General features: G+C 63.9%; 11 protein-coding genes. 6 read left to right on the top strand and 5 right to left on the bottom strand.

What is annotated here, in order from left to right:
- Positions 1-11: 11 nt before the first annotated feature.
- Complete coding sequence (locus CKO25_RS06130; RefSeq protein ID WP_200387035.1) at positions 12-2,831, bottom strand: monovalent cation/H+ antiporter subunit A; 2,820 nt, start codon at positions 2,829-2,831, stop codon at positions 12-14.
- A 172-nt stretch (positions 2,832-3,003) separates the two neighbouring features.
- On the opposite strand from CKO25_RS06130, the gene purK reads away from it, so the two are divergent.
- Positions 3,004-4,158 (top strand): 5-(carboxyamino)imidazole ribonucleotide synthase, encoded by a 1,155-nt coding sequence (gene purK, locus CKO25_RS06125; RefSeq protein WP_200387034.1) that lies wholly within the window; start codon positions 3,004-3,006, stop codon positions 4,156-4,158.
- Complete coding sequence (gene purE, locus CKO25_RS06120) at positions 4,155-4,682, top strand: 5-(carboxyamino)imidazole ribonucleotide mutase (RefSeq protein WP_200387033.1); 528 nt, start codon at positions 4,155-4,157, stop codon at positions 4,680-4,682. The genes purK and purE overlap by 4 nt, the downstream gene beginning before the upstream one ends.
- A 42-nt stretch (positions 4,683-4,724) precedes the next feature.
- Here purE and CKO25_RS06115 read toward each other — a convergent pair whose 3' ends face one another.
- On the bottom strand, positions 4,725-5,579 hold the full coding sequence (locus tag CKO25_RS06115) for an SIR2 family protein (RefSeq protein ID WP_200387032.1): 855 nt from the start codon (positions 5,577-5,579) through the stop codon (positions 4,725-4,727).
- Positions 5,580-5,767: 188 nt separating this feature from the next.
- Positions 5,768-7,642 (bottom strand): DEAD/DEAH box helicase, encoded by a 1,875-nt coding sequence (locus CKO25_RS06110; RefSeq protein WP_200387031.1) that lies wholly within the window; start codon positions 7,640-7,642, stop codon positions 5,768-5,770.
- A 494-nt stretch (positions 7,643-8,136) separates the two neighbouring features.
- Between CKO25_RS06110 and CKO25_RS06105 the strand changes: the two genes are divergently transcribed.
- On the top strand, positions 8,137-9,468 hold the full coding sequence (locus CKO25_RS06105) for an ABC1 kinase family protein (RefSeq protein ID WP_200387030.1): 1,332 nt from the start codon (positions 8,137-8,139) through the stop codon (positions 9,466-9,468).
- A 122-nt stretch (positions 9,469-9,590) separates the two neighbouring features.
- Here CKO25_RS06105 and CKO25_RS06100 read toward each other — a convergent pair whose 3' ends face one another.
- Complete coding sequence (locus CKO25_RS06100) at positions 9,591-11,012, bottom strand: NAD(P)H-binding protein (RefSeq protein WP_200387029.1); 1,422 nt, start codon at positions 11,010-11,012, stop codon at positions 9,591-9,593.
- 181 nt (positions 11,013-11,193) lie between these two features.
- Here CKO25_RS06100 and CKO25_RS06095 point away from each other — a divergent pair, with 181 nt between their 5' ends.
- From CKO25_RS06095 to CKO25_RS06085, 3 genes are all read left to right on the top strand, one after another.
- On the top strand, positions 11,194-11,859 hold the full coding sequence (locus tag CKO25_RS06095; protein ID WP_200387028.1) for a protein-L-isoaspartate O-methyltransferase family protein: 666 nt from the start codon (positions 11,194-11,196) through the stop codon (positions 11,857-11,859).
- A gap of 51 nt (positions 11,860-11,910) precedes the next feature.
- Positions 11,911-12,231 carry a rhodanese-like domain-containing protein gene (locus CKO25_RS06090; RefSeq protein ID WP_200387027.1) on the top strand — a complete coding sequence of 107 codons (321 nt, stop codon included), beginning with the start codon at positions 11,911-11,913 and terminating at the stop codon, positions 12,229-12,231.
- A 183-nt stretch (positions 12,232-12,414) separates the two neighbouring features.
- Complete coding sequence (locus CKO25_RS06085) at positions 12,415-13,002, top strand: isochorismatase family protein (RefSeq protein WP_200387026.1); 588 nt, start codon at positions 12,415-12,417, stop codon at positions 13,000-13,002.
- A gap of 147 nt (positions 13,003-13,149) precedes the next feature.
- Here CKO25_RS06085 and waaA read toward each other — a convergent pair whose 3' ends face one another.
- Entirely contained in the window at positions 13,150-14,478 is a 1,329-nt protein-coding gene (gene waaA / locus CKO25_RS06080; RefSeq protein WP_371829700.1) for a lipid IV(A) 3-deoxy-D-manno-octulosonic acid transferase, read from the bottom strand.
- Positions 14,479-14,481 lie beyond the last annotated feature (3 nt).

Raw genomic sequence — 14,481 nt, 5'->3', positions numbered from 1 at the left:
GCTCAGGCTCCTCAGGAGTGGTTGGGCAATGCTGGTGCATCCGCCGGGGCGGGATGGCTGGCGTTGTGCATCAGACCTAGATGAACCAGGATGAGCAGTGTGGCACCGACGACGACCAGATAAACGCCGAGATCGAAGGCGATGGCCGAGGCGAGTTCAAAGTCCCCAATGAGTGGCCAATGCACGTGGGTAAAGGCTGAGGTGAGGAAGGGATAGCCCAAGAGCATGCTCACCAGTCCGGTTGCGGTGCCGATGAGGAGTCCGGCGCCGATGAGTGGGTGCAGGTTCGAGGTCATGCGATTGTGTGTCCACTCCGCACCGTTCGCCAAATATTGCATGATCAACGCGACCGCGGTGATCAGCCCCGCGATGAAGCCGCCGCCGGGGAGGTTATGCCCGCGCAGGAAGATGAACACCGACACGAGCAGGGCGAGCGGCAACAGGAGCCGCGTCAAGGCCGCCATAATGGGTGGATGCACATCCCAATTCCACGGGTGGCCGCGCGAATCACAGACGGGCCCTGGGAGGTAAAGATCGCGGAGCATGGCGTAGATCCCTAAGCCTGCGAGCGCGAGGACGGAGATCTCGCCCAAGGTGTCGAAGCCACGAAAATCCACCAGGATGACATTCACGACGTTGCCCCCACCACCACCGGGCATGCTGTTGGCGAGGAAGAAGTCCGCGATACTGTCGTAGGGGCGGGTGAGGATCGACCAGGTCAGGAGGCTTGCGCCCGTCCCCGCAAGACCCGCGACCACGAGATCACGGATGCGCCGCGCTGGGCTCGATTCGGCCGGGCTGTACTGTGGCAGGAAATAGAGCGCCAAGAGGAGCAGCACGATGGTGACGACCTCAACCGAGAGCTGGGTCAAGGCGAGGTCAGGGGCGGAGAATTTGACAAAGATCAGCGAGACCAAGAGCCCCAGGGCTCCCATGACGATCAAGGCCGTGAAACGGCGGCGATGCAGCATCAGGGTCCAGATGGCAACCAGGATCAACGCCATCGAGATCAGTAGACTGACGGCATCGACCGGCAAGGTTGCGCGCGTACCGGTCAGCGGCGCACCGCCGCCTAAGAAGCCAATCGTGCCAAGTAGCAGGGCGGTCAGGACAAACACGAGGATCATACGCTGCAGGGAGCCCGTGTCGAGCGTGCGGGTCACCGCTCCGGCAAGCTCAAGCACGCCTTGTAGGACTTGCTCGTACATCGCCTTGGCGTCGATGCGGCCTTCGAGTCGCTCCGCGAACCGGAACAAGGGTTGGCGGCCGGCATAGACGAGGATGCCGCCGATCAAGGCAATCAGGCTCATGATGAGCGCGGCGTTGATGCCATGCCAAATGGCGAGGTCATAGTGGGGCGGAGTGGTTTGCAGGACGCCGACCGCGGCCACGTAGAGCAGTGGCGCGACCGTGAAGGCGGGCAGAATGCCGACGAGGAGACAAACCGCGACCAGGATCTCGACCGGCACCTTCATCCAGCGTGGGGGCTCATGCGGCGTCTTGGGTAGGTCGATCGGGTCGCCATTAAAAAACACATCGTGGATGAAGCGCAGTGAGTAGGCAACGGCCAGCATGCCGGCGATCAGGACTGCGACGGGCAGGAAGAGTCGCCACGGCGAGCCGGCGGAGAAATCCACCGCCTCGGCGAAGAACATCTCCTTGGACAAGAATCCATTGAACAGCGGAACCCCCGCCATCGCGGCGGCGGCGACCATGGCGAGCGTGCCCGTGTAGGGCATGTAACGCCATAGCCCATTGATGCGGCGCATGTCGCGCGTCCCACATTCGTGATCGATGATGCCGGCCGCCATGAACAGCGAGGCCTTGAAGGTGGCATGATTGATGATGTGGAAGATTCCGGCGACCGCGGCAAGCGGTGTGCCGATGCCGAACAGCAGGGTGATCAGGCCGAGGTGACTGATCGTCGAGTAGGCGAGCAATCCCTTGAGGTCATGCTTGAAGAGCGCGAAGTAGGCGCCGAGCAGCAGCGTCGCGAGCCCAGCGCTCATGACCAGGATCGACCACTCCACCGTGCCCGAGAGGACTGGAAAGAGCCGGGCGAGCAAGAAGACCCCGGCCTTCACCAGGGTCGCCGAGTGGAGATAGGCCGACACGGGCGTGGGGGCGGCCATCGCGTGCGGAAGCCAAAAATGGAAGGGAAACTGCGCTGATTTCGTCAGGGCTCCAAGCAGGATCAGCACCAACATGGGCGTATAGAGGGGGTCGGCGCGGATCAAGTCCCCGGAGGCGAGGATCACCGACAGCTCATAACTCCCAGCGATTTCGCCGAGTAAAACGAACCCGCCCAGCATGGCGACGCCGCCGAGGCCCGTGACCGTCAGCGCCATGCGGGCGCCGGTCCGGGCATCTTCGCGGTGTTGCCAATAACTGATCAGCAGAAAGGACGAGAGGCTCGTCAGTTCCCAGAACATCAGCAGCAGGATCAGATTCTCGGAGAGGACGATCCCGAGCATCGAGCCCATGAACAACAGAAGATAGCCATAAAACCGGCCCATGCAGTCGCGTTCGGCCAGGTAGTAGCGCGCATAGAGGATGATCAACAGCCCCATGCCCAGGATCATTAAAGCGAACAGCAACCCGAGGCCATCGAGTCGGAACATCAGATCCAATCCGAACCCGGGGAGCCAGGGAATCCGCTGAATGACGGTCTCGCCCAGGAAGGGGGCGGCGATCGATGGACTCAGGGCGAGCAGCGCGGCAACGGCGACACCGCCGGCCATCCATGCGGACTGAAGCCGTCCGAATCGTGAGACCCAGGCCGCCAAGCCGGCCCCGACGAAGGGGATTAGGACAACGAAAAGTAGGTTCATGTGCGCGACGACCTGCACCGAAGGATGTTGACGCTCGGGCCAAGGATATCATTGTCTGAATGCGCGCGCGGTCGCGTGATGCGCTGGATTTGGCATCCCGGAGCCATGTGGCAGGCTAATTTTCGCGCACGGGGGCTTTCCAATTCCATCGGAACCACCGATCATTCGCACGATGGACGTCTTCCCCCTTCCTATCGCACGTATCGGCATCATCGGCGGCGGGCAACTTGGCCGTATGATGGCTAAGGCCGCGAAGCGGATCGGTTGCAACTGCGTGGTTCTGGATCCCACCCCGGGTTGTCCCGCCGGCCAGGTCGCCGGGCATCAGATCGTTGGTTCGTACCACGATCCCTCCAAACTGCGCGAACTGGCCGAGTCCTGTGACGTGGTGACCTTCGACATCGAGGATATCGATGCCGAGACCCTCATCCAACTCGCCCACGAGGGCCATAACATCCATCCCGCGCCCACCGTCTTGGCGTTGCTCCAGGATAAGCTGACGCAGAAGCGAGCATTGGTCGCGGCGGGCATCCCAACGGCGGCGTTCGAGTCGATGCCCGAGCCCTCCTCGGCGGCCTTCGCGGCTTTTGGCTACCCGCTGGTCCAAAAGGCATGTCGCGGCGGCTACGATGGGCGCGGTGTCGCGATTCTGAAAGGCCCCGAAGACGATGCGATGCAGCTTCCGGTGCCCTCGCTGGTCGAGCGCTTCATTCCCGCTGAGAAGGAACTGGCGGTCATCGTTGCGCGCGGTCTCGACGGCGATCATCGCTGCTACCCGACCGTGGAGATGTGTTTCCGTCCAGGGAAGAACGTGCTCGATCTGCTGCTGGCACCCGCGCAGATCCCCGCGGAGGTCGCCGCGGCGGCCGAGCGACTCGCGGTGCGGACCGTCGAGGCGTTGGGCGGCGTGGGCATCTTCGGGGTTGAGATGTTCCTGACGCATGATGGTGAGTTGCTGGTGAACGAGGTGGCGCCCCGGACCCACAACTCCGGGCATCACACGATCGAGGCCAATGTCACGGATCAGTTTGAACAACATCTGCGCGCGATCGTGGGGTTGCCACTGGGCTCGACCGAACAGCTCTGTCCCGCGGCCATGATCAATCTCCTGGGTGCGGAGGGTCATCATGGTCGCCCCGTCATTCGTGGCATGGCCGAGGCCCTGGCCATCCCGGGTGTGTGTATCCACCTCTATGGTAAGGCCGCGACCGCGCCCTATCGCAAGATGGGTCACGTGACCATCTTGAGCCATGATATCGCACAGGCCCGCCAGCAGGCGGAGGTCGTGCGGCAACTCATTGAGATCTCAGGAGAGAACCATCCATGACCGGATCGAACGGCCACGCATCCATTGATGCCGCTGTCCCGCAGGTGGGGATCATCATGGGCAGTGATTCCGATCTGCCTGTGATGCAGGAGGCCGCGACCGTCCTGCGCGAACTCGGGATCGTCTTCGAAATGACGATCGTCTCGGCCCATCGCACGCCGCGCCGTCTCTATCGCTATGCCGAGGATGCGGTCGCGCGTGGCTTGCGCGTCATCATCGCCGGTGCCGGTGGGGCGGCCCATCTGCCCGGCATGGCCGCGGCCATCACGCCGCTCCCGGTGATTGGAGTGCCGGTAAAAACCGCGAGTCTCTCGGGCCAGGACTCGTTGCTCTCCATCGTGCAGATGCCCGCCGGGGTTCCGGTAGCCACCGTGGCGATCAATGGTGCGCGCAATGCCGGCATTCTCGCCGCGCAGATCCTCGGCGCTTCGGATGCGGTGGTGCGCGAGCGCATTATGCATTTCAAGCAAGCGCTCGAGGCAAGCGTGATGGCGAAGGTCGAGCGCATGGCGCGGGGCGACTGATACCCAGTCTTCTGTCGGGCGCCCCGGATGGACCGCCTCGGGTTACGGCTGTGGTGCGTCCGGATCATCGGGTCGCTCAGCCGCCGCGAGCAGTTCCGGGAAATCGGCTGTGACGATCTCGATCCCCTTGGCGTGGCAAAACCGGCGCTCCTTGTCGGTCGGATCGGGGATGAGCGCCCAACCCGTCGGGGTGCCCGCATCATGGATGAGATCCGCGGCGATCATGCGTTCGGTATCGCGGAGAAACCGCAGTCCCAGGAACAGATAGCGCCGTCCTCTCCGGTTCTTCTTGAGGAAGGCTGGAATCCCGAATCCACCCATCAACTCCGTCAGGTAGTCGACGAAATCCGCATCGGATGCAATGTAGGTCGCGTCGGGTCGCGGGCTGCCAAGTGGCTTAAAAAGAATCGGGACAGCGGGATCGGCCTCGTCGAGTTCGATCTCGCGATAGCGCACGCCATCATAGTGATGCAGACGAAAGCGATAATCGGTGCCACCGATCCGGGCTATGCCGCGGATCAGGAGATGCGGGACGTCCTGATAGGAATCCTGTAACTGGGTATCACGATTGATGTCGATCACGTAGCCGGGACGAATGTCCCGCAGCCATTGGTGCAAGGGCGCGCGGGTCCAGGTGCGCTGTCCGTAGGTGGTGTCGAGAAAACGGGTGACGGCGCCACGCCCACGCTTGAGTTCGACATTCATGGCGGCACGGGAAAATTCCCACATCAGGCGGGGCGACATGGGTTTGCCGCCATTCATAGCGAGAATGAGACTCTCGCTGTCGGCCGGCATCGGCTCGTTGGTCAGCACATCCTGGGCCCCGGCGAGGGCGCCTGGCCCCAAAAAGGGCACCAGTTCGCCTTGCCTCAGGGCGCTTGCGAGTCGTTGCAGCATGCCGTGGTTCCTTGAGTTGGTCGCGTTCTATGGCCTGATCACCGATTACTGGAATGATCAGGCAAAGATCGCACCATCTTTGGATGCCGGGTTCTCGCTCCTCATCCCGGGTTGGTCCGGGCCGAGGGGGATGCGGGCCGCGTCGGGTCAGCGACGGATGCCTGTCGGTTTTGCGACACCGCGCCCCTTCAGTCCGTGCGTTTGCGCCGCCGCTCTTGATGAAAGCCCGGTTCCTGCCGTTGGCGCTCGAAGGAGGGGCGGTCGGAGCGGGGGGGGCGCTCGCCCGACGTGGCGTCGTTCGGTGCCCGGGGCCGACGGTCACGCACCTCGCCGGGACTCCATTCGCGCTCGCCCGAGTGATCCGCCGCGTGATCCGCTAGCGCGATGCGTAGGGCTTGACCCCGCACGAACACGCGCTTCAGATGATTGAAAATCTCCCGTGGCATCTCCGCGGGGAGGTCGACCAACGAATACTCTTGGCGAATATCGATGCGACCGATGTAGCGGCCCTCCAGGCCGGATTCGTTGGCGATGGCGCCGACGATGTCCCGCGGCGTGGCTCCATGCTGGTGTCCGACTTCGATCCGATAACGAGTGAGGCCCTCGCTGTTGCGAGCCGGTCGACGGGGCGACTCGCGATTCGTCTCGCGGCGTGTTTCGGGCCGTCCCTCTCGGCGGCGCTCGCCACGCTGACTGTTCTCGCGTGTGCTGCGCTCGGCGGCGGGCGGGCGGGGTGGATCGGTTTTTACATCAAGCGGTCGATCACGCTGGTTGAGGTAGGCCAAGGCGGCGGCGATGTCCATCAAGTCCAACTCGTGCTCCGAACTCAGACGAGAGACCAGCCGATAGAAGAAATCGAGATCCTGCTCGGTGAGGGTCTTGCGCAGTTCGAGGGTGAAACGGTCGATCCGCGATTCGCTCAGTTGCGAGGCCGAGGGCGGCTGCATGGCCGGGACGGTGCGGCGGATGGTGCGCTCGATGGCTCGTAACAGACCACGCTCGCGCGGTTCGACCAACAGGATCGCGCGCCCGGTTCGCCCGGCACGTCCGGTGCGGCCGATGCGGTGCACATAGGCCGAGGGGTCGGTCGGAATGTCATAGTTGACGACATGGCTCAGGCGCTCGACGTCGAGTCCGCGCGCGGCGACGTCGGTTGCGACCAGGATGTCAAGCTGCCCTTGTTTCAGGCGCTCGACCGTGCGCTCGCGCATCTCCTGATTCATGTCGCCATTGAGCGCCTCGGCGGCGAACCCGTGAGCCTTGAGTTTGTCCGCGAGTTCGACGGTCGCATGCTTGGTCCGCACGAAAATCAACATCCCGTCAAAGGTTTCGAGTTCGAGGATGCGGGTGAGCACGTCGAGCTTGTGGAAGCGGGTGACGACGCAGTGATGCTGCTCGATGGTATCGACCGTCTCGGAGTCGGCAACGACGTGGACCTCGACCGGGTCATTGAGTCGCCGCTGCGCGACGCGGCGGATCGCGGTTGGCATGGTTGCGGAGAAGAGTGCGACCTGCCGTTGCGGGGGCGTTTGCTCGAAGATCCAGTCGATGTCCTCGGCGAAGCCCATGTTCAGCATCTCGTCGGCTTCGTCCAGGACGAGCGTCTTGAGGCCATCGAGCTTGAGAGTGCCGCGTTTGAGGTGATCCATCACCCGTCCGGGGGTGCCCACGATGACCTGTGGTTGGCGGCGCAGTTGGCTCAGTTGCAGTCCATAGCCCTGGCCGCCATAGATGGGGAGCACGAGGAACCCCGCCAGATGCTGTGCATAGCCTTGGAAGGCCTCGGCGACTTGCAGCGCCAATTCGCGCGTTGGCGTCAGGACCAGGACCTGCGCTCCGGGCTGATGCGGATCGATCCGGCTGAGCAAGGGTAGGGCAAATGCGGCGGTCTTGCCGGTTCCGGTCTGCGCCTGCCCGAGCAGGTCACGGCCCGCGAGGAGATGAGGAATGCACTGACGCTGGATAGGGGTCGGGGTCTCGTAGCCGAGATCATTGACCGCCTGGGCGATTGGAGAGGCAAGGCCGAGGTGGCTGAAGCCAAGACTCGTGTCGGAAGTGTCCATCGTGAAGCCTCGGGAAGAAAAGGATGCGGGTTGCGAACGGATTGCCGGACATTGGAGTCGATTCGCAAGGTAACCGAGCATTGTCGGCCTGCACGGCGCTTGGATCAAGCCTGATGACCCCTGCTCGGTGCGTCGAGCGGACGAATCGAAGCCGCGATTGGTGCGTGCTGTCGGGTAGCGCGTCTCCTGTTCGCTCGTGTTCGAAACCGGGCGACGACCCCTCGTGGTACCCATCTGGAGGGTGCTCCGACCAGACGGACCCGTGACCCGCATCCTGACGCGAGAAGACAGTAGCCTTGAAGTTAGGTCCAAAGTCAACCTTGCGTGACCAGGAGGCCGCCAATTCCGGACGGGGTCGGTGCGCGCGGTGGCATCGCAATCCGCGTTGCACTCGGGATCAATCGAACCCATGTCCAACGTTTGGTCTGGACGGGATCGAGACAAGAGTCCGGCTCAGTCCCGCTTCTCCATCTTCATCACAACGAGGAGTCAGCATGTCGCCATCCGCCCAGCGCCCGGGAATCGCCGTGCCCAGCACCCGGATCAGTCGGTTGTGGCATCTTGGTCGAGCCACGGGTGACCTCGCTGCCGGGATCGGCGTGAAGGGATTGATCGAGTTGGCCCGCACACGGCGCAGTGACGATCCTGCTCGCATCGTGCTGTCGCCCGCGCACACGCAGCGCTTCACCCAGCGCCTCGCGCGGATGCGAGGAGCCGTGATGAAGATGGGGCAGCTCATGTCGATGGACGGCTCGGACATCTTCACGCCCGAGGCCGCTGAGATTATGAGCAGCCTGCGTGAACGCGCCGAGCCGATGCCCATGAGTCAACTCACCACCGTCTTAGATCGCGAATACGGGCCGGATTGGAATCAACGCTTCCGGCGGTTGGAGTTTACGCCCATCGCCGCGGCCTCGATCGGTCAAGTGCATCGGGCCGAGACGCGCGATGGTCGCCGCCTGGCGTTGAAGATCCAATTCCCTGGCGTTCGCGAAAGCATCGACAGCGACATCTCCAATCTCGCGCTGCTCGCGCGAACACTGGGCATGGCGCCATCCGGGGTCGATCTCGCGCCCTATTTCGAGAGTGCGCGGGCGCAATTGCATCGCGAGGCCGACTATCTCGCCGAGGCGAATGCACTCGAGACCTACGCAAACTGGGTTGGCGATGACGCGGACTTCTTCGTGCCCAAGGTTCACCGAGACCTCTCGACCACACGCATCCTTGCCATGGACTTCGCCGATGGGGTTCCGGTCGATCAACTCGCCGACGGGCGCTATCGTGCCGCGGAGCGGGATCGGGCCGCCACCGCACTCACCCGGCTGGCGATGCGCGAACTGTTCGCCTTCGCGCTGGTTCAGTCCGATCCCAATTTTGGCAACTATCTCTACGATGCCAACACCGGGCGCATTGTGTTGCTTGATTTTGGTGCGGCGGTTGCGGTTTCAGAGGATCTCATCGCCGCCTATCGGGCGCTCGCACGCGCCGCGCTTGCGGATGACCGCGGGGCCATGCGCACCGCCGCGATTGCGATTGGTTATGTCAGCGGCGATGATCCGAGCGCGCAGATCGATGCCCTGCTCAACCTGCTCAGTCTCGCCAGTGAGCCGCTACGCTCGCCCGGGTTGTACGATTTCGGGTCATCCGATCTCTTCGAGCGCGTCTACGCACGGGGACGCGAGATGTTCTATTCCGGGGTGTTCAGCAGTGTTCCGGCACCGGAAACCATGTTCTTGCATCGCAAATTCATGGGTGCCTTCATGCTCTGTCGGCGCCTGCGTGCCCGGGTCGATCTCACGGCCATGCTCAGTTCCTATCTCGACTGACGTCCAGCGTGCGCGGCATCGCCCGGAACCCTGCTGATCGATCAGCCACCGCCCTGGCGATGGCGGGACCGCGACGAGAGGCTGGTCAGGCAGGTCCGGGTTGATCCGCACGGGTGCCATGCTCAGCGTGCCAGGCGCGCTAAGCGACGTTGATAACGTCGCATCACCATGAGATGGGCGACGGCTTGGGTCCAGCGATAGACATACCAGGGCAATGCCGGGGCATAGTCGTGGATGGCCGCCATGGTGTAGCGGTCATCAAGCAACGTCTGGAACTCGAACCGGGCGTGACCCAGGCTGTCGGGGCGACTTAGGAGTCCACCGGTGATTGCGTAGACCTCGCGTTGCGGGTCACTCAGTTCGGCGCGACGTTGTAGGCTTAACAGATGCAGGCGGGGAAACCGGATGGTGACATCGCAGCGGCCGGTCGCATCGAGGCGAGTGGCGACGAACGGCCAACAGCAGGTGCCAAGCCAGCGGAAGTAGTTGCCCGCGACCCAACGTGCGTCCTGTCCCGGGGGCAGAATGATGCGCTGGATCGAGCGCACCCGTCGCGCCTCTCTGATCAGCTCGCGGTCCTGTCCTTGGATCGGTTGACGCGGGCTCGCGCACAGATGTCTGTGGCTGGGTGCGAGCGCCGCTTTCAGGGCTTCACGAAAGGGCATGGCGCCGGAATCGATCGCGCGTTGCACCGGGTTGTCACGAATCACCGTATCCTGAGGGAGGCTCTCCAGCGCGGGTCCGACCACCTCCGAAGGGGCGCCACTGAAGGCGCGCGCGGTCGCCGCCGCGATCCAAATCGGCAGCCAAGGCAAGGTGATGATCAAGCGCCGCACGCCCAGAACCTCGGCCGTGCGGCGCAGCATCTCCTCGTAGTTCAGACATTCAGGCCCCCCGATGTCGAACGCACCACGATAGGTCTCAGGCTCGCCGAGGCAGAGTTGCACGGCTCGGACGAGGTCCTCCAGCGCGATCGGCCGAGTCAAGGAGCGTGCCGAGGGCGGCAGGGCCAGCACGGGTAGGCGTCGCACCAGATCGACCAGCAGGCGCGGAGCGGACCCGCCCGCGCCGACCACGAGCCCGGCGCGCAGGGCCGTCACCGCGGTCCCGCGCGAGGCTAGGACCAATTCGACCTCGCGGCGGCTCCAAAGCAGTGGTGAGATCCGAAAACTCTCGGGGATCAGGCCACCGACAACGATGATCTGTTGAACGCCATTCGCGGCGGCGGCACGCGCGAAGTTATCTGCCAGGATCAGATCCATGTCCCGAGGGTTCGCCTGGGTCAATCGCGACGACGGCGCCAGTGAGTGAACCAAATAGACGGCATAGTCGCAGCCAGCGAGGCCGGCGACGACATCCGGACCCGAGAAGAGGTCGCAGTGTCGCCAGTCGATGTGGGGATCGGGGTCCGGGGCGCGCGCGCGGGCGGGGGAGCGGGTCAGCGCCCGGACCTCGTAGGCGTCGGCAAGGGCGCTGGAGACGGCGGTGCCGATGAAGCCGCTGGCGCCAGCAATGGCGACGCGGGGTCGTTGGGGTTGCGTCATCACCATCCTAAATCCTTTGAAAGCTGTCTCAAGAGCATCGCTGGCGATCATCGACCAGCCGCATACCATGATGCACGGAAAACGGGTGGGGTTGGTGGTTGCTGGAAGGCCAGCGCCTCAGTTAGGCTTCACTGTTGCCCCATCATGCACGATAAAAATTGCTGTCGAGGACAGATGCGTCATGGAAACCACTACCGATCGCGCCCGTTTCAACATGATCCAGCAACAGGTTCGGCCCTGGGATGTCTTGGACGATCGGGCGCTGGACGCCATGGCCTCGGTGCGGCGCGAGGCCTTCGTTCCAGACGCCTATCAGGGGCTCGCATACGCGGACATCGAGATCCCGATTGGCGCGGCCGCCGAGATGCTCGCCCCGAAGATGATCGGGCGGCTGCTCCAGGCCGTGGCCGTGCAACCGGGTGAGCGGGTGCTGGAGATCGGCGCCGGGACGGGTTATCTCAGTGCCTGCCTCAGCCATCTCGGCGCGCGCGTCATCGCGATCGAAATTGATCCCGCGCTCGCCGCCGAGGCCTGCACCCGTCTCGCGGCGCAAGGTTTCGATGCGGTCGAGGTTCGCACCGGCGACGCCCTCGCCGGTCCGGTCGCGGGTGGCCCCTTCGACGTCATCGCCGTGACGGGTTCGATGCCAACCGAGCGCGCGCTGCCGATGCTCAAAGACCAACTGGCGGTCGGCGGGCGACTCTTCTGTATCCTTGGGGTGGAGCCGGCGATGGAGGCCGTTCTCATCACCCGCGTGAAGAAGGCGGACTATCGTCGGGCTGGTCTGTTTGAGACCACGGCACGGGCATTGGTGAATGCGACCGAGCCCGATGGCTTTGAATTCTGAACGCAGCCAGGCGGTGATCCGGCCTCGGGTTCCAGCGAACAGGTGTCCACCATGCAGCAAATGACTCCAGCCCAGGCCGCTCAGTGGATGGCTTCAGCGCCAGAGGCGCCTGTGCTTCTTGACGTGCGCGAGCCCTGGGAATTCGCGATCTGTCACATTGAGGGCGCCTTGTCCATTCCGATGGGGCAGATTCCCGGGGCCCTCTCCCGGCTCGATCCCACACGCGAGATCCTTGTCATCTGTCACCATGGTATCCGCAGCTACCAAGTCGCCCGCTTCCTTCAGCAGCAGGGTTTCAACCGGGTGATCAACCTCACGGGCGGGGTGGCCGCTTGGGCGCACGATCAGGACCCGAGCATGCCGGTCTATTGATCCGGCCGGCCGGGTCTCTGGCCTGATCAGATGGAGCGCAGCGCGCCCTAGGCCGCCCGCCGCGACCGCCCTGGTCGGTTTTCTTGTTTTTCCTTGATTCACGTTGGGAATTTGCCGCACACTCGAGCGCGTGCGGCGCGACTTGGTGTGCGCTGCCAACATAACAAGAACGGAGGGCAGTGAATGAGTATCCATCAAGTCCAACTCCCGCTATGTCAGCGGGCGTTCTCCCAACTCCTGATCATCGACGCACAGGAGCGTTTGGCGTCTGCAATGCCCGCGGATGAAGTCGACCTGGTGGTCGGAAACATCAAGCGTCTGGTCGCGGCGGCCAAGATGCTCGGCATCCCGGTGATTGCGACGCAGCACAACTCGAAGGGCCTTGGGCCCGTGATTCAGACGATTCGAGAGGCGATGCCCGAGGGGGCGGAACCAACCGAGAAGACGGCCTTCTCCTGCTGCACCGCACCAGGCTTCGAGCGCAGTATCGCTAGCCACCCGGATCGCCGTCAGTTGATCGTGGTCGGCATGGAGGCACATATTTGTATCCTCCAGACCGTGTCCGGCTTGCAGCGTTGGGGCTATCAGGTGTTCGTTCCCGCCGACGCCATCATCTCGCGCAAACTGGACTTCAAGCAGAATATCTTAGAGCGTATGCGACATGGCGGGGTCCAGGTTGTCTGCACCGAGTCGGTTGGTTTCGAATGGCTGGGGGATTCCTCGGATACACAGTTTCGCGAGGTGTGGACACTCTTCAAGCAAACCGATTAGGTCAGGTCCGCATCCGGGCAGCCCGGCCAGACGCCGGGCTTCAACCCGCAGTGGACGCTGTGGAGTGGCGATGCCGTTGGGTCGGACATCCGTCCGGCCCGCCTTGTCTGGGGCCCCGTCGTCTGTTGCGCTGACGCGGGTTGCCGACTAGGCGTCAGTCGGATCGCGCAGGTGAGCCTCCAGCAGCGCAATGACCCGATCCACTGCCCCGCGATTGGCCTTGACCACGTTGCGGCCGAGTTCACCGACCCGGGTCCGTTCGGCAGCATCATTGAGCCAGCCCGTCAGGCAGGTGGCGAGTTCCGGACTCGATGTGACCGTCACGGCGGCGCCGGCCTCGCGCAGTACCTGGGTGATGGCAGCAAAATTGAAGTGGTGTGGACCGATCACGACCGGCACACCGACCGCGGCGGCCTCCAAGGCATTGTGTCCCCCCACGGGCACGAGACTTCCCCCAATGAAGGCGGCGTCGGCGGCGGCGAGGAAGATGGGTAATTCACCCATGGTGTCACCGAGAAAGACCCGCGTCTCAGGCCCGACCGGATCCTGACGGCTGCGCCGCGCCAGGGCCATGTCCTCTCGTTGCACCAGTTCGGCAACGCGATCGAAGCGCTCCGGGTGGCGGGGCACCAGCACCAGCAGGGCGTCGCCTTGGACCTCACGGAGGATCTGACGATGGACTGCGAGCAGTGGCTCGTCCTCGCCCTCGTGGGTGCTGGCGGCGACCCAAACCGGGCGATCCGGACCCCAAAAGCGTCGCATGGCCTCAGCCCGATCGAGCAGGCTGGCAGGCAGGCGGAGGTCGAACTTGATATTGCCCGTGACCCGGACCCGGGAGGGTGGCGCCCCGAGCGCGACGAAGCGCCCTGCATCGATCTCGGCTTGTGCCGCGATGAGGTCGAATTGTCCCAGGGCCTCGCGTGTCAGCGCGCCCACCCGTCGATAACCCCGTGCCGAGCGTTCGGACAGCCGTGCATTCACCAGTGCGATGGGGATCCCACGGGCCGCGCAGGTCGCGAGCGTATTCGGCCAGATCTCAGTCTCCATGACGATGACCAGTGAGGGCGAGAGCGCCTGTAGGAACCGCTCGACGACGCTCGGGAGATCATAAGGGGTGTAATGGTGTGGAACCTGATCTCCAAAGCATGCGCGCAGGCGCTCGGCACCGGTCGGCGTGGTGGTGGTCACCAGCACGCCGACCGGCGGGTGACGCTGTTGTAGAGCGCGAATCAGCGGTTCGGCGGCTTGGACCTCGCCCACCGAGACCGCGTGGATCCAGACCTGTGCCGGGGCGGGACGGGCAGCGAGGGCGAGGCGCTGACCGATCCCGCGGCGATAGGCGGGTGCCTGCAGGCTGCGCCAATAGAGACGCAGGAGCACGAAGGGCAGCAGCAGGTAAAGAATCGCCGTATAGAACCATCGCGCCATCGCGACGGTGCCTGGTGGATGCGACGCGGCGCGGTCGGTTGGGCGCATCTT

Source organism: Thiocapsa imhoffii, assembly GCF_016583985.1.
GTDB classification, from domain to species: Bacteria; Pseudomonadota; Gammaproteobacteria; order Chromatiales; family Chromatiaceae; genus Thiocapsa; species Thiocapsa imhoffii.
This window is presented reverse-complemented; position numbering and strand designations above follow the sequence as displayed.

Bases quoted from the DNA above. Each gene is read 5' to 3' on its own strand.
- CKO25_RS06130 (WP_200387035.1), bottom strand. From the start codon at position 2,831: ATGAACCTACTTTTCGTTGTCCTAATCCCCTTCGTCGGGGCCGGCTTG.
- purK (WP_200387034.1), top strand. From the start codon at position 3,004: ATGGACGTCTTCCCCCTTCCTATCGCACGTATCGGCATCATCGGCGGC.
- purE (WP_200387033.1), top strand. From the start codon at position 4,155: ATGACCGGATCGAACGGCCACGCATCCATTGATGCCGCTGTCCCGCAG.
- CKO25_RS06115 (WP_200387032.1), bottom strand. From the start codon at position 5,579: ATGCTGCAACGACTCGCAAGCGCCCTGAGGCAAGGCGAACTGGTGCCC.
- CKO25_RS06110 (WP_200387031.1), bottom strand. From the start codon at position 7,642: ATGGACACTTCCGACACGAGTCTTGGCTTCAGCCACCTCGGCCTTGCC.
- CKO25_RS06105 (WP_200387030.1), top strand. From the start codon at position 8,137: ATGTCGCCATCCGCCCAGCGCCCGGGAATCGCCGTGCCCAGCACCCGG.
- CKO25_RS06100 (WP_200387029.1), bottom strand. From the start codon at position 11,012: ATGACGCAACCCCAACGACCCCGCGTCGCCATTGCTGGCGCCAGCGGC.
- CKO25_RS06095 (WP_200387028.1), top strand. From the start codon at position 11,194: ATGGAAACCACTACCGATCGCGCCCGTTTCAACATGATCCAGCAACAG.
- CKO25_RS06090 (WP_200387027.1), top strand. From the start codon at position 11,911: ATGCAGCAAATGACTCCAGCCCAGGCCGCTCAGTGGATGGCTTCAGCG.
- CKO25_RS06085 (WP_200387026.1), top strand. From the start codon at position 12,415: ATGAGTATCCATCAAGTCCAACTCCCGCTATGTCAGCGGGCGTTCTCC.
- waaA (WP_371829700.1), bottom strand. From the start codon at position 14,478: ATGCGCCCAACCGACCGCGCCGCGTCGCATCCACCAGGCACCGTCGCG.